Here is a 19084-nt window from a genome sequence, read left to right on the forward strand (position 1 = left end):
TCTATGGACAATAATCTTATTTCATTGGAGTATATTTTTATTACTTCAATAGTGATCGCTTTATCCTTTACAGGATGTATTTATGGCCTTGCATACGCTCTTTCTTATGATAATTTCAGTATGACGGCCGTTGCCTTTTTCCCTGTTTTTTCATTGCTTATTGCTTTTATAATAGCCGCCATTATTTTGTTTCTATCCTTAAAGAAATATAAGAGTGTAGAAGAAATAAATCATATCGCAAATTTTTATTATATCATTTGTACGTTTATCCTAAGCAGCATTATGATTTTTTTAATTGATGTTTTCGTCTATGCTTTAGTTGATAAAACGCTGTCTTTAAAATATGCGGAAACATTGCAGATTATATCCAGACAATATGCGGTAACCTCAAAAAATATTGATTACATGAAAAGAATTCCATTTATTCTCCAAAGTGGCGTGATGATATTTACAGGTCTGTTGGCAGGATCATTTTCTTCGCTATTCATTTTATCACAATATAAAAACATAAAAAATCATTCGGACTTACAACCGAATTAAAATTTCACAAAATGAAAGTTATTATTTATGATTCTGAATGTAAGTTTTGCACCCGGTTTTCAAAATGGAGCCAATCAAACATTGAAACACTGGAAATCACGTCCGTAAGAAGCAAAGAGGCAAGAAAAATTCTTCGTGATAAAGGAATAAAATTTATAGATCTTCAAACCATATATTATGTCAATAACAATGAAGTTTGGGTAAGATCAAAGGCAATATTTGAAATATTGGCCAACTTTACTTCTCCCTGGAGGTTTATTTCTTTTTTCTCTTTTTTGCCTACTTTTTTTACAGATTTTTGTTATAAAATTTTTGCAAAATACAGATACTATTTTTAAAAATTACCCTATGAAATACTTATTAATACTACCATTATTTTTCTTAATAACGATCAAAACCAAAGCCCAGGAAATAAATCGCTTTTTTTATGAAGTACAATATAAACCTAAAAAAGATTCTTTAAGAAATGAAACAGCGATGATGGTTTTGGATATTAAAAAAGATCAATCAATCTTTAAAGATTATCAATTAATTGTTTCAGATTCGATCTCCAACGAAGTATTTAAAAAAATGCAAAAAACAGGTATCTATGAAAATCAAACAGCTCTTCCCAATGTTCGGTTTACCTATTCTGTAACAAAAAAACATCCTGATATGGAAGTTCAATATACTGAAGATATTATGAACGGATTGACTCCTATTACATTTGGCTATCAGGAAAAATTAAATTTTGATTGGAAAATTCAGAAAGAAACACAAAAAATCGGTGAATATAATGCCCAGAAAGCAACATTAAATTTTGCAGGAAGAAAATGGACTGCCTGGTTTTGTAAGGATCTCCCTTTTAATGACGGTCCCTATAAATTTAATGGTTTACCTGGATTAATTGTAAAAATAGAAGACGATCAACAACATTATTCATTTACCTTAAAAGGAAATAGAAAAGCTAAAGATAGCAGTGAAGATTCACTGGTTAAAAAATTTACCAGTGGTAATGTGAAGATCGTAGAAAAAGGAAGATTCACAAAAACATTCGAAAATTACAAACAAGATCCTTTAGCTGCCATGAGAAGTGAGCTAACCCCTCAATTATTAGGTATGACAATGCCTGGAACAGACATGAAGGTAAAAGACTTTATTGAGAAGCAAGGGAAAGAAATAAAAGAATCTTATAAGCTTAACAATAATCCTATTGAAAGAGAATAAAGTATTTAATTAAAAGTATAGGCAGGGCAGTATTGTCCTGTTTTTTTTGTCTTATTATTTCGGAAACTACAAATTCAAAATTGTTCCACATTTCAAACTTGAAAAATGAAAAAAGAGTTCAGCATTGTTGCAGTTAACAAATAAAAAAAGCACTCACATTTCTGTAAGTGCTTGATTTTATTGTGGTCCCACCTGGGCTCGAACTAATATCTTATTTTTCTATTATTTAATGGGTTTAGCAATTCATGAAATTTAAAGGAGAAAAATAGGGAACTTTTCAATCTTTATTTCAAAGATAGTTAATCACTTAATTTATGTGTTAAATCAAATTCTAATAAATAAAAAATATCCTTTTTCCTATATCCAAAAGCTCTATATTTTTGAGTAACTCTAAACTTGTAAACTACCTCATCAGATGCTAGAGAATATTTCTTAATAAAATAATCTTGATCATGATACTTCTCATAAGCAAGACCTACCTTTCCATCTCCTTTTCCTCCTTGCTTTAAAATATCAGTCCAACTTGCTTCTGAGAACATATCAAAACTATTTTGGAATTGAACCTCATCTCTATTATCCGTTATCAAATCAAAGCTATCATTAGAATTAAGTTTCGTAAAATTAAGTTTTGTTGCTGGATAATAATTTTTACAGAACGATTCAAAACTTATCTGATTATTTGTATATAAATCAAGAATCAAATCTTTTACGTTTATAAAGTTTAATAAGTCTTGGGGAGGATTTTTATCTTTTATTACTTCGATTAAAGGTTTAAGATAATCTGATGGAGAAATAGAAATTAAACTAGATTTCCTTTCGTAACATTCTGCTAATGCAGAATTGTTTACAATTAGTTTTCCGCATAAATACTTCGCCTTACTATCACACAAACTATTAGAATCCCAATAAGGATCATCAAAAATATTAAATAACTGACTTTTAAGCTTTCTCATTTCATCAGTTCTACCCATATCTCCCGAAGTCATTATTTCATGTAATGTATTAGCTCTATAAACTTCTCGAGAATAAATATCTGACTTTTTAGATAAAGAAATACAGCCCTCTTTATGCAAATTAAGAAATTTTATTATTTCTAATAAAGCCGTATTCCTAAAATCTTCAAAGGACGTAAATTGATTATGAATAGATAGTTCATTTAACAAAACTTCCATATAATTACCTCAGATTTAAAAGTTCATCCAAATCATTATCAAATTGGTCAAATAATCCCTTCTTCATGTCTAATATTCTTCCTTCTTCATTTAAACAAATAGCATTATTAGTTGATATATTATTTTCATCTAATTCAAAAAAATGAATTTCAGCTAATTCTTTGGAAATTTCTTTCTTATTAATAGATTTTCTAACTCCATTAAATATATGATCAGAATGAGTTTCAATAATAAGTTGCACTCCTTTACTAGCTACAAAACATAAAAAGGCAGCCAATTCGGATTGAGCTTTAGGATGTAAATGTATTTCAGGATTCTCTAAGACAATAGTTTCATCTTTTGAAGCACTTAAACAAAGTATAATAATTCCCACTGTATAGCTAATACCCGCACCAATATGATATGGCCTTACAGGTTTATTATCTCTATAATTATAGTTCGCAGTAATTATATTACCAGAAATAATATTATCTAAATTAATATTAGCATTTAATATTTTTTTAAGCCATAAATTTACATTATACCCCAAAGTACTACTCTGCTTATCATACATACGTTCATAATCTATTGTTCGAGTAGAGTTTCTATAAAGATAATCTATTAGAAATTCAGCATTTTCTCCTATGAAGTTTTTAGTAGAAGTTATTTTGTGATAAAAATCTTTAGGTCCAACCCTATTAGCTGAAATATAATTTAGCTTCTTATATGTTTCATTTTTTTCGCAATAAATACCATCCTCATCTATACAAAGATTATATTTAATATCATTTTGTTCAATCTCAATATTTATAGCTTCTCTTCGAACTATAAAGTTTCTTATTTCTTCAAAATATCCTAAATTCAACCACTTACTATTTAAAGAATTTTCCTCTGATAAACAATTGTCTATTAAAAGTAATGATTGAATTGCAGAAGACTTTCCCGAAGAATTAGTTCCACAGAATATATTTATATTTTTCAAAGGAATTTCGACTTTATCAAAACATTTAAAGTTATCTATAATTAATTTTTGAATCATTTTAACTTAATAATTTTATTATTTCAATGGATTTATCTATTATATCAAATCTTCTATAAACTGATTTATTACTATCAACAGTATATGTTAAGCTTCTAACAAAATTATCATCCTCATCACCCGTTTCTTTAAATTTTTCATTGTTTTTCAACCTATTATATTCTGAAATAACTAAATTTTTATTGTTCTCGAAACAGTCTTCTATTTCAATAAAAAAGTAAACAAACACCTCAAATAAAGCCATGTTAATTGGTCTTCTAATTTTTCCATCTTTTGGAAGCCTAAAGCAATCGTCACCAAATAAACTATAAGCATTTTCCATTGCTTTATTGAAACTTTTAAATAGATTATTATAAAAAATATCCTCGTTTAAAATCAGACTATCCAATTCTTCTTTTGAATATTTCTCATCTTTTATATCTGAAATATCAAAGCTTTTAGTATTCATAAATCTCATAGATTTTGCTAAAAAGTCTTCTAAATCGCTTCGATATTCAATCTTATTTTTATTAATAGATTCATGATCAACAGAGATTTTTTTTCGCCAAAGATAAAAAGATAGTGTTCTCAATATTAAATATCTATCTTTCATTCTGTAGGTAGGAATATTAGAAGTTACCAATCTAAAAGTATCTAATTTACTAAGAGTTTTGAGAAATTTTGTACAACTGCCTTGATATATTGCATTTCTCATCTCTTGATTATTTAGCCTAGTTCCTCCTCTATTAACCCTATCAAATAAATCATAAGTCAATCTTTCAGGTGTAGGTTCTTTTATAATATGTAGAACTAAATTTACATCTTCTATTTTACCTCTAATATTAGACTTGAGGAAATCTTTATGAGTATTTTCAAAATCATTTTTAGATTCTTTTTCTTCACTAAACTTAAATCCATTATATTCTTTTAAAATCGATAGATTAGATAGTGCGAATTTATTATCCATAAAATCAAATATCGTAGACAATCTTTGTCTTCCATCAATAAGAATCCAATCTCCTTCTTTATTTTCTTTTATATACAAAATTGGTAATGGAATACCTATAATAATCGATTCAATTAATTCAGATTTTTGTTTTAGATTCCATACGCCTTCCCTTTGAAATTCTGGGTCAAGCTTAATAATATTATTATTATATTTTCTATATAATTGAAATGCTGATAAAGTATCTCTAGCAATATTAATATTTTTATATGGGTAAATATCGTCCTCACTAGAGCTTGCATCTAATGTTTCTTCCCCTTCAAAATCCATAATTTGCTCATCAATAGGATTTACAATATTATTATCTTCCATTATATTTTGTTTTTTAATATTCTCCAAAATTAGTAATTCTATGTTAGCTATTATTTAATAATAAATCATAAATATCTAATTCGTTTCTTCATTAAATATATTCTCGACATTCACAGCAGGGATTTTGATACCCTTTTAAATAATTATTAGCTATAATTAGTTTCTATCTACATTAATTTATAATTACAAATCTAATACGAAGAAACGACAAAAGGTGTCGTAAAATATTTTTTGATATATATCCATATCGTAATCAGTTTTTTGAAATAATCATCAACTAATCTGAATGTTAATGGAACTCTTGGTAAATTAGCATTTCTAAGATATTTATCTAGTCCACTCCTTTCATTAATTAATTTTGAATTTAAGTCTTTATCCCCTTTCCCTATTGCTAAACCATTCTTTTTATTCCAATCTTTCAAATCTATACTTTCTCCAATTGAAATCCTCTTCTTGTTAGAATTCATAATAGCTTGAATAGAAATCGGATGTTTTACCTTTTTAGAATCTTATAAGTGCGTAAAACTGCTTTTATTGAAAATTTATCACTCATGAGATTTCTTTTTTGGGATTTATAAAATCACTTTCATTGAAATTTTGAGCTAATATAGTATAAAATATACCAAAATAAAATTAAACACCTGAAAATCAAATGTTTAAATCAAAAAAACCAATATAAATTAAAGATAGTAATAAATTTTACATTGATAATTATGGAAACACGCAAATGCAACTTTTATTTTAGGGGAGAAAAGGGGAACTTTTTTTGACGAAACATGAACAAATATGACGAACTTAAAACACTTATAATTACCAAAAAACCCCTTAAATAGGGGCTTTTTGAGTTTTTGTAGTGGTCCCACCTGGGCTCGAACCAGGGACCACCTGATTATGAGTCAGGTGCTCTAACCAACTGAGCTATAGGACCTCAAAATTTGGTTAAATTTTGTGTTTGCAAAAATAGTAAAATTTCTTTCACTACAAAATTTTTTATTGCTTTTCTTGGCAAAGTTCTACCAGTACTCCGTTGGTAGACTTTGGATGAAGGAATACAACTAATTTGTTATCAGCACCTTCTTTCGGTTCTTCAGAGATAAACTGAAATCCTTCTTTTTTTAATCTTTTTACTTCTTCCAGGATATTTTCAACCCCAAATGCCAGATGATGGATGCCCTCACCCTTTTTATCGATGAATTTTGAGATCGGGCTTTCAGGATTGCTGGCTTCCAGTAATTCGATTTTGCTCTCCCCGGTTTCATAAAAAGAAGTCACCACGCCTTCTCTCTCTACAGTTTCTTTTTTGTAAGATTCTTTTCCTAAGAGTTTCGTAAAAAGTTCATCAGAAATGCCTAAAGACTTTACAGCAATACCAATATGTTCTAGCTTCATAACTATTAATAAATATAATTAAATCGTAAATTTGATACTGCAGTTGAATTTCAAAGTATCAATTCAAACAAAAGTACTAAATTTGCAGAAATTATGGAAAGTAACAGACAAAGAAAAGTAGCACAGATCATTCAGGAAGACTTCGCAGAGCTTTTCCGCAAACAGGCTGCAGAGAGCAAACAGAGCATATTGGTATCTGTTTCAGATGTAAAAGTAACTGCCGACTTAGGAATTGCTAAGATTTATTTAAGCATTTTCCCGCAGGAATTCCGTACCGCTGTCATGAAGGAGATTGAAGAAAACAAGACTCAATACAGAAATTTTATCGGCCAGAAAATGGCAAAACAGGTACGTATCATTCCACAACTGAACTTTTACCTGGATACCGCTCTTGATGATGTTGAAAAACTGGAAAGAGAATTAAGAGGCGAAGGCGACAATCCTGTTTTATAGATCTTGAAGAATATTGCATTTTACATAGCATCCAGATACCTTTTGGCTAAAAAAGGAAGTACTGCCGTTACGTTCATTACGTGGCTGGCTGTAGGTGCCATGACGGTTGCTGTGACTGCAATGTTCGTCATCATTTCTGTTTTTTCAGGCCTCGAAGATCTGAACAAAGACCTTATTTCCAATCTTCATGCTGATCTTACTTTAAAAAGTGCTTCCGGAAAAACTATCAAAAATCTGGATAACGTCAGTAAAGTTTTGGGCAGTAATAAAGAAATCAAAAGTTTCTCCCGTGTTATTGAAGAAAAAGTGTACATCAGTTTCAATGGTAAGGGTGACATTGCTTATTTAAGAGGTGTTGATTCCGCTTATGTAAAAGTAAACCCTATTAATAAAGAGGTGTTCTATGGAACTTATCCAAGTTTCAGATATTCCAATGAAGTATTGATGGAAAACAGTCTGGATAACAGACTTTCAATCCCTGTGGATTCTTCCAATCATTATGCGACGATCTTTATGCCCAAACCGGGAACAGGGATTATCAGTAAGGAAGAAGATATCTACAACAAAAGAGATATTTTGGTAACAGGCGTTTTCCCAGGAAAAGATCAGCTGGATAACTATATCATCTCTCCTATTGAACTTACAGAGGAATTACTTAGTCTTCCAAAAAAATCGGCTTACCAGATTGTTATTAAACTGAAAAATCCGGAAAATGCAGATGCAGTAAAACAAAGCCTGCTTTCTTCGCTTGGGAAAAATATTGAGATTAAAACCAAGGAAGAAGAGAATGCTGCTTTCTGGAAAATGATCAACACGGAAAAACTTTTTATTTACCTGATTTTTGCACTCGTCATTTTTATTACCACTTTTAATCTTGCCGGAGCCATTATCATCCTTCAGCTTGATAAAAAAGAGCAGGCAAAATCATTGATATCACTTGGATTCCCTTTAAGCCATTTAAGAATGACTTATTTCTACACCGGAATCCTGATTGTTATTTCCGGAGTGATTACCGGATTGATTCTTGGAACAGCACTTTGCTACTTCCAGCTCTACACAGAGTTTTTCAGAGCTAATGAAGTTCTTCCATTCCCTGTAAAAATTGTGGGCAAAAATTACCTTATCGTAGCACTTACAGCGTCCTTATTTGGAATCACAATTTCATGGTTCTTTTCAAAGATCAGTAAAGAATATATTACTAAAAACTAATATTCTAAGTTTATATATTACATTAAGTTAATATACTTCGGTTTCATTTTTTCGTACCTTTACGCCCCAATTTTAAAGAAATGAAACGAATTTTATCTTTTTTTCTATTAAGTCTGACATTTATCAGCACTTTAGCACAAGCTCCGGCTGGATATTACAATCAACCGGCAGGATTAACAGGTGCAGCTCTTAAAACAGCTCTTAAGAACATTATCACCAATGGACATATAGATAATGGCTATGGTGGCTTATGGACAGGTTATGCGACCACTGACCGCGACTATTTTTATGAGAATGACGGAACTATTCTGGATATCTATTCTGAAAATCCAAATGGACCGGACCAATATAATTTCACCCTGGGAACCAACCAATGTGGATCTAATGGCTACTCTAATGAAGGCGACTGTTACAATAGAGAACACGTTATTCCTCAGAGTTTATTCAACAGTGCTTCTCCCATGGTAGCTGATATTCATTTTATCCGTGCTACAGATGGAAAAGTAAACGGAATGAGATCCAACTACCCTTTCGGACTCGTAGGAAATACTTCTTTTACCTCTAAAAACGGATCAAAATTAGGCACCTCCGTATCTGCAGGATACTCTGGTACTGTATTTGAACCCATTGATGCTTTTAAAGGAGATATTGCCAGAATGTTCCTTTATTTTGTAACAAGATACGAAGACAAACTTTCCACTTTCACTTCCGGCGACATGCTTGGCAATACACCATTCCCGGGACTGCAGCCTTGGGCACTCAATCAGTATTTAATATGGAATGCAATGGATCCTGTATCTGCAGAAGAAATTGCAAGAAACAATGCTTCTTATACTTACCAGGGAAACAGAAACCCTTTCATTGATCATCCTGAATATGTTTCTCAAATCTGGGGATCTCCGGTAATTGACAACCAGGCTCCTACAGCAGCAACCAACCTTGTAGCCAACAATCCTACTTCAAACTCTATCGCTCTAAGCTGGACAGCTGCTACGGATAATGTAGGAGTAACTACTTACCAGGTTTATGCAAATGGTACATTAAAAGCTACGGTTTCCGGTACAACAACATCTACAATTGTATCAGGATTAGCTCCACTTACTCAATATACGTTCTATGTAATTGCTAAAGATGCTTTCGGAAACTCTTCTCCACAAAGTACAACTGCTACAGCAACTACTCTTGACGTTCCTGCCGGAGGCGGAAGCTGTGGAACGGAGGATTTTGAAATGATTACCGGAGCAGCAAACACTTACATGACAGCAACCTGGACGAACAACGGAATCTCCTGGACAGCAACTGACGCAAGAGTTGACCAGACCATCAACAACAAAGCCATTACCATCAGAAATGGTAACTTAACAAGTTCAACCCTTTCAAGCGGAATTCAGAATTTAACTTTAACCACACAGTTGAAATTCTCTGGAACCGCTGGTAATATCAATGTTTTCGTAAACGATGTGAATGTAGGAACTATTCCTTACAGTAATGTGGCAACGACAACTACCCTTAACAATATAAATGTAAGCGGAAATGTTGTCATTAAGCTGACAAACTCTTCTACTACCAACAGAGTTGCTTTGGATGACCTTAGCTGGGCATGTTTCGGTACGCTAGCTACTGCTGAAAACCAAAAAGCTCAATCAGCATTTACCATCTACCCTAACCCGGTAAGAAATAATGAATTATTTGTAAAAGGAGACAACCTTGACAAAATTTCAAAAGCTGGTATCTATGATCTTTCAGGAAAATTAATTGAAACGATTGTTAATCCTTTCAGACATTCAAACAAAATAAATCTTAAAGGCTTGGTAAAAGGAACTTACATTCTGAAAGCAGACCATTTCTCTACTAAATTTATCGTAGATTAATTATTAAAAAATATTTCAAATCAAAGGCCGGATTTATCCGGTCTTTTTTTTATTTTTGATGTATGGATTCCAATAAAAAATTAGGATTGATAGGAAGAAATATTTCCTATTCTTTTTCTAAAAAATTCTTCGAAAACAAGTTCCAAAAGCTCATGCTGCAGAATTTCTCCTACGATATTTTTGATCTGAATGAAATCAATGAAGTGGAAAATCTTTTTGCATTTCCGGAGCTGTTAGGATTTAATGTTACCATTCCTTACAAAGAAAAAATAATCGATTATCTTGATGAATTAAGTGATGAAGCTGAGAAAATAGGCGCTGTCAACTGTGTTCTTATTCAGGATGGTAAGAAGACCGGTTATAATACAGATGCTTTCGGGTTTGAAAAGACGCTTCTTTTACACAGAAAACCTTCACACGACAAAGCTTTGATCTTAGGAAACGGAGGTGCGGCAAAGGCTGTCAAATATGCATTAGACAAACATAATATTCCTTCTGTGACCATTTCCAGAAGTACGGAAATCAATTTTGAAAACCTTGATCAGGAAACTGTTGCAGAGCATAAAATTATCATTCAGTGTACGCCGGTAGGTACTTTCCCGAATGTTAAAGACTGTCTGAACTTTCCTTTTGACGGGCTTTCTTCAGACCATCTGGTTATTGATCTGATTTACAACCCCAACTACACTCAATTCATCATCAATGCCTCTGAAAAAGGAGCAAAGACCGTGAATGGATATTATATGCTTGAACAGCAAGCAGAAAAAGCTTGGGAAATTTGGAATTTTCAAAAAAAATAACATAAATTAGTGCTTTAATTGGCCTTTCAGCTATATTTAAAGGATATTAACGCCACTCACATAAAAGATTTGCTATGACTACAGAAAACAATCTTTCTGAAAACGAAGAAAAGAAAAATCCTAACGAAGTATCTCAGGACACATCAGAAAACGCAGTTTCTCATGATGCAAACCAACATGAAGATGATGCAGCAGAACACCTGGAAGAACATGAAGAAGAAATTTCCCTTGCTGATGCTTTAAAGGAAATGGAAAAAATCATCAACACTCCCAATGCTGGTGAGAATTTCAAAAGATTCAACCAACTGAAGGAAAAAGCAAGTCATTACATCCATGATGAAGTGGAGGATAAAAAACATGAATATATAGAAGCCGGAAATCCTGCTGAAAACTTCAGCTATGAACACCCTTCTCAAACTAAGTATTCTGCATTGGTCAATATCTTCAGAGAAAAACATGAAGACTTCCAGAAAGGACAGGAAGAAGAGCAAAAGAAAAATCTTGACCATCGCCAAAGTATTATCGAAAGACTTAAAAACCTTTATACCAACTCTGAACCCGGAATCAATCTTTTCAAATCCATCCGTGAGATTAAAGAAGACTGGTCAAAAGCCGGACAGGTTGCAAAATCTGAATTCAAAATTCTTAACAATAACTATTTCCACCACCTGAATCAATTTTATCAGATGCTGGATCTGAACAAAGAGTTTTTAGAACAGGAATACAGCCACAACCTGGAAAAAAGAGAGCATATTATAGCCAGAGCTAAAGAACTGGAAAACGAACCGGTAATTCAAAAAGCTTTAAATGAGCTTCAGTACCTTCATAAATTATGGAAAGAAGAAGCTGAACCCGTAGCAGAAGAATTCCGTGAAAAAACATGGGAAGAATTCAAAGAAATTTCCAACAAAATTCACGAAAGAAAATCTGAACTTTCTGCTTCTATCGAAAAAGAACAGGCCGTTAACCTTGAAAAGAAGAACGAGATCATTGCTGAAATCAAGAAACTTTCTGAACCTTCAGAAACGCCTAACCATAACTACTGGCAGAATTCCATCAAAAGAGTGGAAGATCTGCGCTCTGACTTTTTAAAAACAGGAAGTGTTCCAAGGAAACTTTCCAACCAAAACTGGAATGATTTCAAAACGACACTAAGAGGTTTTAATACAACGAAAAACAACTACTACAAATCGTTGAAAGGCTCTCAGCAAGCTAATCTTGAAGAAAAATTAAAACTGATCCAGACTGCACAGGATAATATGAATAATGAGGAATGGGATATTGCTGTTCCGTTATTCAAAAAGCTTCAGGAAGACTGGAAAAAAATTGGTCACGTTCCTAAGAGTATGACCAATAAAATCTGGGATGAGTTCCGTGATGCCTGTAATGCATTCTTCAACAACTACAGAGAGAAAAGCAATACCTCTACTGACAACTGGAAGGAGAACTACAAGAACAAAAAAGCCCTTCTGGATGAACTTAAAGAAGTTTCCAATGAAGAAGGCAGCATCGAAAAAATTGAACAGATCAAAACTTCATGGAATAATATTGGAAAAGTTCCTAGAGATAAAATTTCAATCAACTCTGAATTCAACAAAACATTAAGAGAGAAATTGAAAATAAACAAAATCAACGAACTTGAACTGAAAGAAGAAGGCTTATCTGAAAATCAGCTTACCGACAAAGCGAGAAAGATCAAAAATCAAATCTCTGATCTTGAGGCAGAAATCGTAAAACTGGAAAACAACCTTTCTTTCTTCAACAAACCATCAAGAGAAAATCCTCTATTAAAAGACACGTACAACACGATTGATGAGAAAAAAGCTCATCTTGAAACATTAAAACAAAATCTCCACAGCATCATCAGCGGAGAATAACAGATAACAAAATAAATAAAGGCGGAGCAAAGCAATTTGTCTTCGCTTTTTCTTTTTATACTATGAACAACGACGAATTTTATATCAAAAGATGCATCGAGCTGGCTCAGAAGGCACTTGGCAACACGTATCCTAATCCACTTGTGGGAAGTGTGATTGTACATAACGGAGAAATCATTGGCGAGGGTTACCATCATAAAGCCGGAGAAAACCATGCTGAAATCAATGCTATCAATTCGGTCAGAAATAAAGATCTTATTCCGGAATCAACGATCTATGTATCTCTGGAACCTTGTGCTCATTATGGAAAAACGCCTCCTTGTGCTTTAAAGATTAAAGAATTAGGATTTAAAAAGGTGGTGATTGGAGCAATGGATTCCCATGATAAAGTGAATGGTAAAGGAAAAAAAATCATTCAGGATGCAGGAATTGAAGCCGTTTCCGGAATCCTGGAAAAAGAGTGCATTGAACTTAACAAAAGATTTTTCACTTATCACGAAAAGAAAAGACCTTATATCATTCTAAAGTGGGCAGAATCCGGTGATGGATTTTTGGATAAGGATTTTAAACCAACTGCTGTTTCCAACACCTTGGTGAATCAGTTTGTTCATCAGTTGAGAGCTGACGAGCATGCCATTCTGGTAGGAACTCAAACCGCTTTGCATGACAACCCAAGTCTCACTGTAAGAAATGCAGAAGGCGTAAATCCTGTCAGAATTCTGATTGATTTTGATTTAAAAGTTCCAGCCCATTTCAATATTTACAACAATGAAGCAAGAACATTGGTTTTAAATTCTATAAAAGAGTCTACTGAAGGACATATTCAATTCATCAAAATCAATAAGGATAATTTTCTTCAGGAATTGATGGAAGCTTTATACAAAGAACAAATACAATCTGTTATTATTGAAGGAGGCCGTTTTACGCTGCAGCAGTTTATTAATGCTGATCTTTGGGACGAAGCCATTGTTATTAAGAATGAAAATCTGAAACTGGAAAACGGAACAAAAGCCCCGGAATTCAATCATTCAAACGCTAAAACTGAAAATTTCAGAGACAATACAATCTCTTTTTTCAAAGCAAAATAAAACCTTTTTATCACCGTTAAATGAAATAATTTATTTACATTAGTTACACAAAAAAAAATTACTATGAAAAATGTAAAGAAAGTTTCACGACAGAATCTAAAAAAAGTAAACGGAGGAAATGCTCCTGAATGCTGCTCATTTTATCCACCTTCATTGCAGCATTGCTGTGCTACTCCATCCAGTATGAGTTGTCCACCACCTTGGGCAGACGGAACATTCTCATGCTAATCCAATAGTATTCAATAAAAAATAATACTATGAAAGATTTGAAAAAAATATCAAAATCCGGCTTAAAAGCAATCCAGGGAGGAGTCTTTGTAAACTGTACTCTACCTAATGGACAGCCTACGAGATGCAGAGATAAATGCCCTACAGATTTTTGTGGCCCTACAAGCTATTTATGCTTGATTCCTGAGGATTTATGCACTTAAAAAGTTTAAAAATCTTAGATAATAAGTATAAGCCGTCAAAATTGACGGCTTAATTTATGATAATGATGGAAGTTACTACAGCATTTAATACTTTTGCATAAACAAAGCAGGAACTCTAATGACGTTTGAATACAAAACCATAGAAAAACCCATAGAAAATACCCTTTTAAAAGAAAAAGGAAGCAAATTTATCGGATTTGCTTATCCGGTGACCAATGAAAAGGAATTAAAAGGTGCACTGGAAAAAATAAGGGAAGAACATCCGAAAGCTACCCATCATTGTTATGCTTTCAGAATGGGATTAAATGGTGAGAATTATCGTGCCAATGATGATGGCGAACCTTCCGGAAGTGCCGGGTTACCTATTTACAACCAGCTATTAGCGAATGAAATCACCAACATACTGGTGATTGTAGTCCGTTATTACGGAGGAACCAAGCTGGGAGTTTCAGGACTGGTAAAAGCCTATAAAGAATCTGCGAAGATTACATTGGAAGAAGCTCATATCATTACCAGAGAACTGGAAACAGAAGTTGAAATCCAGTTTAATTTCAATCAGCAGAATACAATTTTCACGTTGCTTTCTAGATTTGATGCTAAAGTTTTGAATTTCGATGCTAATGAAAACTGCATTCTTACCGCTTCATTAAAACTGGCACAAAAAGAAAGCATCTCAGAAAAACTTTCCGAGATGCAATATGTTTCATTTGAATTTAATGATTAATCCCTTCTTCCACCAAGAAGCAAAGATGCCCAGTAAAGAAGCTGTGCCAGAGAACCTAAGGCAGCTACCACGTAAGTTCTTGCAGCCCATTTCAAACTGTCCTGTACTCCTACAAATTCTTCTGCAGTTACAGTGCCTGTATCTTTAAGCCATTTCATAGCTCTGTTACTCGCGTCATATTCCACCGGAAGTGTTACAAAAGCAAAAAGCGTTGTCATTGCAAACATAGCGACTCCAATCGCAAGAACAGTTGTATTTCCATTCGGATTTTCAATCGTTCTTGATGCAGCCATTACTGCGATACCCGCAATAAGAACAAACTGCATCAGATTGGAACTTATATTCACAATAGGAACCAGTTTTGAACGTAAATTCAACATAGAATACCCTACTGCATGTTGTACTGCATGTCCGCATTCGTGAGCTGCTACTGCCGCCGATGCTGCGTTTCTCTGCATATAAACTCCTTCTGAAAGGTTAACTGTTTTATCTGCCGGATTATAGTGGTCCGTCAACTGCCCGGGTACTGATATGACCTGAACATCATTTATTCCGTTATCCCTCAACATTTTTTCCGCTACTTCTTTCCCCGAAAGTCCATTTCGAAGGTGTACATTGGAATAATATTCAAATTTCGATTTCAATCTGGACGAAACCCACCAGCTCACCAACATTGAAATACCAATAATGATATAATAACCCACCATTTTATATAAATTTTGTGTTTAATTTCACCCATAATCATATAAAAACTGTGCCAAAGTATAAGATATTATTATTTATATTTGTCCTCTAATTCATCCCCAAAAACATGTCTACAATTTCAATTATTGAAGTAAAAACAGCTGACCAGCTCAAACAATTCGTAAGGTTTCCTATGGATCTGTACAAAAATAATCCGTACTATGTTCCATCTTTTATTAAAGACGAAATGAAAATCTGGAATAAAAAAGAAAATCCAGCCCTGCAATATTCAGAATCCAGACAATTTTTGGCCTTAAAAGATAACAAAGTTGCAGGAAGAATTGCCGTGATTATTAATCATAAAGAGGAAAAGGAATTAGGCATTAAAAAGGTACGATTCGGCTGGATAGATTTTATTGATGATGCTGAAGTTTCAAAAGCTTTGATACAAACCGCTACCGACTACGCCAGGGAACATAATATCAACATGATAGAAGGTCCAATGGGATTTACCAATCTTGACAAAGCAGGGATGCTAACCATGGGATTTGATAAACTGGCGACAATGATTGGAATTTATAATCACGCATACTATCCAAAACATTTGGAAAATCTTGGATTAACCAAAGAAAAAGAATGGGTAGAGTATGAAATGAATTTTCCAAAAGTACTTCCCGAAAAAGTAGAAAAATTCAGTGGATTAATTGCTCAGAAATATAAACTGAAGGTTCTTAATTTCAAGTCGAAGGAAGAAATTCTTCCTTATGTAGAGCCTATGTTTAAGCTTTTAGATGAAACATACAAACATCTTTCCACTTACACTCCTATTTCGGATGAGCAAATCAAAACATACAGAGAAAAATATTTCCCTTTCATCAATAAAAATTATGTAATCTGCGTGGTAGATGAAAATCAGCAGCTGGTTTCATTTGCTATCACAATGCCTTCATATTCCAAAGCACTACAAAAATCAAAAGGAAAATTATTTCCATTCGGATGGTGGCATTTTTTACAAGCCGGAAAAAAGAATGACCGTGCCAATTTCTATCTTATCGGAATTCATCCGGAATACCAGAGACGTGGGGTAACTGCTATTATTTTCAAGGAAATTTTTGTACGATTTACAAGCATGGGAATTGATTTTGCTGAGACCAATCCTGAACTGGAAGAAAATAAAAGTGTGCAGCTTCTTTGGCAGGATTATAACCCTGTTAACCATAAACGAAGAAGAACCTACTCAATGGAAGTGAATAAGTAGTGTACATTTCTACAATGTAGAAGCAGTCTCACAACCTTAAACTCTAAACTCTGAACTTTATGAAACCACAACTCATTATTTTCGCTATTTTAATTGTAGGATTTATCAGTTACAACTTCTTTTTCCAGTCACCGGATGACAAAACAAATACGGTGATTAATATTCTTTTTGCCAGTATTCTTTTTGGATACATTTCCTTTATGGCCTATACTCTTTTGAAAAAAATGAAAAAATAAGATCTAAAATCAACATCAATAAGTCCTTTACCACCCTATTTTCATCCTGAATTGCGTACATTCAAAATATCCAAATTGCATGTAGTGAATGCAATTTTTCCAGAGTCACTACAAAAAAAGGGGAAAAACACAACAAAAAAATAGTCCCAAAAAGCTAATTTTTATTGATTCTAAATTACCGATTTAACTCATTTTCATCCGACTTTTAAGCTGATAAATTTCATGCTTTCTTGTTTATTCGCTAAATTTGCAAATTGAGATAATAATGCAAAAATGAATTTACCTGAAAGTTATATTCCAATCCTTATCCAGGCTGGTGTAGCAGTAGGATTTGTAGCTGTTTCTTTGCTTGGGGCACATTTCTTGGGGCCACAACAGAAAAAAGGAGACTCTGTAAAAAACCAAAGCTGGGAATGTGGAGTTCCTGTAGAAGGAAATGCAAGAACGCCGTTTTCTATCAAGTACTTCTTGACTGCGGTATTGTTCGTACTATTCGATATCGAAATCGTATTCTTTTATCCTTACGCTGTAAACTTCAGAGAATTCGGTATGGAAGGATTCCTTGCTGTACTTACATTCGTTGCCATCTTCTTCATGGCGTTTTTCTATGTTTGGAAACGCGGTGCACTGGATTGGGATAAATAAATTTTAACATTAAAAGATTGATTTTATTTAAGTAATTTAAAGATTGTAAAGGTCTTGTTTTCATCTTTAAATATTTTAATCTTTAAATATTTACTAAAAATGTCAGATAAAAAACCAGTAATAAGAACAGATGCACCTGCTCCCGAAGGATATGAAGGAGAAGGGTTTTTCGCAACAAAACTGAGCAGTGTAATCGGGATGGCAAGAAAGTTTTCACTTTGGCCGTTACCATTTGCTACCTCTTGTTGTGGTATTGAGTTTATGGCTACCCTGAACCCAACATATGATGCTTCAAGATTTGGTATGGAAAGAAACTCTTTCTCTCCAAGACAAGCAGATATGCTGATGGTTTGCGGAACTATATCAAAGAAATTAGGACCAGTACTGAAAGAAGTTTACACTCAGATGGCTGAACCGAAATGGGTAGTAGCAGTGGGAGCATGTGCTTCCAGCGGTGGTATTTTTGATACCTACTCTGTACTTCAGGGAATTGATAAAATTATTCCGGTAGACGTATATGTTCCTGGATGTCCTCCAAGACCTGAGCAGATCATTGAAGGAGTAATGCAGGTACAAGCTCTTGCAGAAAGCGAAAGCATCAGAAGAAGAGACATGCCTGAATATCAGAAGTTATTAGATTCTTACAACATAAGCAACTAAACGGAAATGACAAACGAATTTGTATTAGAAGCAATCACAAGAGAATTTCCGGAATCTGTTATTTCAAGCTCAGAACCTTACGGAATGCTGACGATTGAGGTGAAGAAAGAAGATATCAAGAAGATCATTCACTATCTTAAAGATTCATCACTGGAATTTAATTTCCTGACGGATATCTGTGGTATTCATTATCCTGAATTCCCTGAGAAGGAAATTGGTGTTGTATACCATTTGCATAATATGATGGCCAATTTCAGATTACGTCTGAAAATCTTTATGTCCAGAGAAAATATTGAAGTAGACTCTCTTGTAGAGTTGTATGCAGGAGCTAACTGGATGGAAAGAGAAACGTATGATTTCTATGGGATTAAATTTAAAGGACATCCGGATCTGAGACCTATTTTGAATATGGAAGATCTTGGATACCACCCAATGTTGAAAGAATATCGCCTTGAAGACGGTACAAGAACCGACAAGAACGATAGCATGTTCGGAAGATAAAAAATAAAATATAAATGATAAATGA

The 19084-nt window shown here is 33.4% G+C and carries 22 protein-coding genes and 1 tRNA gene; 16 read left to right on the plus strand and 7 right to left on the minus strand.

The window, feature by feature from the left end:
- The first annotated feature begins 3 nt into the window (after positions 1–3).
- From JOE44_RS13325 to JOE44_RS13335, 3 genes are read left to right on the plus strand one after another with little or no spacing between them, the layout of a single operon-like run.
- Entirely contained in the window at positions 4–540 is a 537-nt protein-coding gene (locus JOE44_RS13325) for a hypothetical protein (RefSeq protein WP_209785959.1), read from the plus strand.
- Positions 541–551: 11 nt separating this feature from the next.
- Positions 552–878, plus strand: a complete 327-nt coding sequence (locus JOE44_RS13330; RefSeq protein ID WP_209785960.1) for a DCC1-like thiol-disulfide oxidoreductase family protein — start codon at positions 552–554, stop codon at positions 876–878.
- Complete coding sequence (locus JOE44_RS13335; RefSeq protein WP_245169784.1) at positions 760–1746, plus strand: GLPGLI family protein; 987 nt, start codon at positions 760–762, stop codon at positions 1744–1746. Before JOE44_RS13330 ends, JOE44_RS13335 begins: the two co-directional genes overlap by 119 nt.
- Before the next feature lie 299 nt (positions 1747–2045).
- Here JOE44_RS13335 and JOE44_RS13340 read toward each other — a convergent pair whose 3' ends face one another.
- The 6 genes from JOE44_RS13340 to mce all read right to left on the minus strand — a co-directional run bounded on the left by JOE44_RS13340 (position 2046) and on the right by mce (position 6622).
- Positions 2046–2918 (minus strand): hypothetical protein, encoded by an 873-nt coding sequence (locus tag JOE44_RS13340; protein ID WP_209785962.1) that lies wholly within the window; start codon positions 2916–2918, stop codon positions 2046–2048.
- A 4-nt stretch (positions 2919–2922) separates the two neighbouring features.
- On the minus strand, positions 2923–3936 hold the full coding sequence (locus JOE44_RS13345) for a DUF3696 domain-containing protein (protein WP_209785963.1): 1014 nt from the start codon (positions 3934–3936) through the stop codon (positions 2923–2925).
- A 1-nt stretch (position 3937) separates the two neighbouring features.
- Entirely contained in the window at positions 3938–5233 is a 1296-nt protein-coding gene (locus JOE44_RS13350) for a DUF262 domain-containing protein (protein WP_209785964.1), read from the minus strand.
- Between the two features lie 191 nt (positions 5234–5424).
- Positions 5425–5718, minus strand: a complete 294-nt coding sequence (locus JOE44_RS13355; protein WP_348635073.1) for a hypothetical protein — start codon at positions 5716–5718, stop codon at positions 5425–5427.
- Positions 5719–6087: 369 nt separating this feature from the next.
- A tRNA-Ile gene (locus JOE44_RS13360) sits at positions 6088–6161 on the minus strand.
- Positions 6162–6223: 62 nt separating this feature from the next.
- On the minus strand, positions 6224–6622 hold the full coding sequence (mce, locus tag JOE44_RS13365) for a methylmalonyl-CoA epimerase (RefSeq protein WP_105684333.1): 399 nt from the start codon (positions 6620–6622) through the stop codon (positions 6224–6226).
- 93 nt (positions 6623–6715) lie between these two features.
- On the opposite strand from mce, the gene rbfA reads away from it, so the two are divergent.
- From rbfA to JOE44_RS13405, 8 genes are all read left to right on the plus strand, one after another.
- Positions 6716–7075, plus strand: a complete 360-nt coding sequence (gene rbfA / locus JOE44_RS13370) for a 30S ribosome-binding factor RbfA (RefSeq protein ID WP_209785966.1) — start codon at positions 6716–6718, stop codon at positions 7073–7075.
- A 3-nt stretch (positions 7076–7078) separates the two neighbouring features.
- The gene (locus JOE44_RS13375; protein ID WP_209785967.1) at positions 7079–8284 is read left to right on the plus strand and encodes an ABC transporter permease; all 1206 of its coding nucleotides are present in this window, start codon (positions 7079–7081) and stop codon (positions 8282–8284) included.
- A gap of 80 nt (positions 8285–8364) precedes the next feature.
- On the plus strand, positions 8365–10155 hold the full coding sequence (locus JOE44_RS13380; RefSeq protein ID WP_209785968.1) for an endonuclease: 1791 nt from the start codon (positions 8365–8367) through the stop codon (positions 10153–10155).
- A 62-nt stretch (positions 10156–10217) separates the two neighbouring features.
- On the plus strand, positions 10218–10955 hold the full coding sequence (locus JOE44_RS13385) for a shikimate dehydrogenase (RefSeq protein ID WP_209785969.1): 738 nt from the start codon (positions 10218–10220) through the stop codon (positions 10953–10955).
- Positions 10956–11029: 74 nt separating this feature from the next.
- Positions 11030–12832 carry a DUF349 domain-containing protein gene (locus JOE44_RS13390; RefSeq protein WP_209785970.1) on the plus strand — a complete coding sequence of 601 codons (1803 nt, stop codon included), beginning with the start codon at positions 11030–11032 and terminating at the stop codon, positions 12830–12832.
- A gap of 62 nt (positions 12833–12894) precedes the next feature.
- Positions 12895–13920 (plus strand): bifunctional diaminohydroxyphosphoribosylaminopyrimidine deaminase/5-amino-6-(5-phosphoribosylamino)uracil reductase RibD, encoded by a 1026-nt coding sequence (gene ribD / locus JOE44_RS13395; RefSeq protein ID WP_209785971.1) that lies wholly within the window; start codon positions 12895–12897, stop codon positions 13918–13920.
- Between the two features lie 63 nt (positions 13921–13983).
- On the plus strand, positions 13984–14148 hold the full coding sequence (locus JOE44_RS13400; RefSeq protein ID WP_165791713.1) for a hypothetical protein: 165 nt from the start codon (positions 13984–13986) through the stop codon (positions 14146–14148).
- A gap of 321 nt (positions 14149–14469) precedes the next feature.
- A complete protein-coding gene (locus JOE44_RS13405) occupies positions 14470–15075 on the plus strand; it encodes a YigZ family protein (RefSeq protein ID WP_105684339.1) in 606 nt (201 codons plus the stop codon).
- On the opposite strand, the gene JOE44_RS13410 is transcribed toward JOE44_RS13405, so the two are convergent.
- Entirely contained in the window at positions 15072–15782 is a 711-nt protein-coding gene (locus JOE44_RS13410) for a zinc metallopeptidase (protein WP_185126835.1), read from the minus strand. The two genes, JOE44_RS13405 and JOE44_RS13410, sit on opposite strands and share 4 nt — an antisense overlap.
- 104 nt (positions 15783–15886) lie before the next feature.
- Here JOE44_RS13410 and JOE44_RS13415 point away from each other — a divergent pair, with 104 nt between their 5' ends.
- The 5 genes from JOE44_RS13415 (at position 15887) to JOE44_RS13435 (ending at position 19059) form a co-directional block, all read left to right on the plus strand.
- Positions 15887–17017, plus strand: a complete 1131-nt coding sequence (locus JOE44_RS13415; protein WP_209785972.1) for a GTP cyclohydrolase — start codon at positions 15887–15889, stop codon at positions 17015–17017.
- A 59-nt stretch (positions 17018–17076) separates the two neighbouring features.
- A complete protein-coding gene (locus JOE44_RS13420) occupies positions 17077–17253 on the plus strand; it encodes a hypothetical protein (RefSeq protein WP_002983535.1) in 177 nt (58 codons plus the stop codon).
- Between the two features lie 273 nt (positions 17254–17526).
- Positions 17527–17898, plus strand: a complete 372-nt coding sequence (locus JOE44_RS13425) for an NADH-quinone oxidoreductase subunit A (protein WP_047096005.1) — start codon at positions 17527–17529, stop codon at positions 17896–17898.
- A gap of 99 nt (positions 17899–17997) precedes the next feature.
- Positions 17998–18558 (plus strand): NADH-quinone oxidoreductase subunit B, encoded by a 561-nt coding sequence (locus tag JOE44_RS13430; protein WP_002983540.1) that lies wholly within the window; start codon positions 17998–18000, stop codon positions 18556–18558.
- Positions 18559–18564: 6 nt separating this feature from the next.
- The gene (locus JOE44_RS13435) at positions 18565–19059 is read left to right on the plus strand and encodes an NADH-quinone oxidoreductase subunit C (RefSeq protein WP_034693433.1); all 495 of its coding nucleotides are present in this window, start codon (positions 18565–18567) and stop codon (positions 19057–19059) included.
- Positions 19060–19084 lie beyond the last annotated feature (25 nt).

The sequence above is a fragment of the Chryseobacterium sp. PvR013 genome (genome assembly GCF_017833095.1).
GTDB classification, from domain to species: Bacteria; Bacteroidota; Bacteroidia; order Flavobacteriales; family Weeksellaceae; genus Chryseobacterium; species Chryseobacterium culicis_A.

Bases quoted from the DNA above. Each gene is read 5' to 3' on its own strand.
- JOE44_RS13325 (WP_209785959.1), top strand. From the start codon at position 4: ATGGACAATAATCTTATTTCATTGGAGTATATTTTTATTACTTCAATA.
- JOE44_RS13330 (WP_209785960.1), top strand. From the start codon at position 552: ATGAAAGTTATTATTTATGATTCTGAATGTAAGTTTTGCACCCGGTTT.
- JOE44_RS13340 (WP_209785962.1), bottom strand. From the start codon at position 2,918: ATGGAAGTTTTGTTAAATGAACTATCTATTCATAATCAATTTACGTCC.
- JOE44_RS13345 (WP_209785963.1), bottom strand. From the start codon at position 3,936: ATGATTCAAAAATTAATTATAGATAACTTTAAATGTTTTGATAAAGTC.
- JOE44_RS13350 (WP_209785964.1), bottom strand. From the start codon at position 5,233: ATGGAAGATAATAATATTGTAAATCCTATTGATGAGCAAATTATGGAT.
- mce (WP_105684333.1), bottom strand. From the start codon at position 6,622: ATGAAGCTAGAACATATTGGTATTGCTGTAAAGTCTTTAGGCATTTCT.
- rbfA (WP_209785966.1), top strand. From the start codon at position 6,716: ATGGAAAGTAACAGACAAAGAAAAGTAGCACAGATCATTCAGGAAGAC.
- JOE44_RS13380 (WP_209785968.1), top strand. From the start codon at position 8,365: ATGAAACGAATTTTATCTTTTTTTCTATTAAGTCTGACATTTATCAGC.
- JOE44_RS13385 (WP_209785969.1), top strand. From the start codon at position 10,218: ATGGATTCCAATAAAAAATTAGGATTGATAGGAAGAAATATTTCCTAT.
- JOE44_RS13390 (WP_209785970.1), top strand. From the start codon at position 11,030: ATGACTACAGAAAACAATCTTTCTGAAAACGAAGAAAAGAAAAATCCT.
- ribD (WP_209785971.1), top strand. From the start codon at position 12,895: ATGAACAACGACGAATTTTATATCAAAAGATGCATCGAGCTGGCTCAG.
- JOE44_RS13400 (WP_165791713.1), top strand. From the start codon at position 13,984: ATGAAAAATGTAAAGAAAGTTTCACGACAGAATCTAAAAAAAGTAAAC.
- JOE44_RS13405 (WP_105684339.1), top strand. From the start codon at position 14,470: ATGACGTTTGAATACAAAACCATAGAAAAACCCATAGAAAATACCCTT.
- JOE44_RS13410 (WP_185126835.1), bottom strand. From the start codon at position 15,782: ATGGTGGGTTATTATATCATTATTGGTATTTCAATGTTGGTGAGCTGG.
- JOE44_RS13415 (WP_209785972.1), top strand. From the start codon at position 15,887: ATGTCTACAATTTCAATTATTGAAGTAAAAACAGCTGACCAGCTCAAA.
- JOE44_RS13420 (WP_002983535.1), top strand. From the start codon at position 17,077: ATGAAACCACAACTCATTATTTTCGCTATTTTAATTGTAGGATTTATC.
- JOE44_RS13425 (WP_047096005.1), top strand. From the start codon at position 17,527: ATGAATTTACCTGAAAGTTATATTCCAATCCTTATCCAGGCTGGTGTA.
- JOE44_RS13430 (WP_002983540.1), top strand. From the start codon at position 17,998: ATGTCAGATAAAAAACCAGTAATAAGAACAGATGCACCTGCTCCCGAA.
- JOE44_RS13435 (WP_034693433.1), top strand. From the start codon at position 18,565: ATGACAAACGAATTTGTATTAGAAGCAATCACAAGAGAATTTCCGGAA.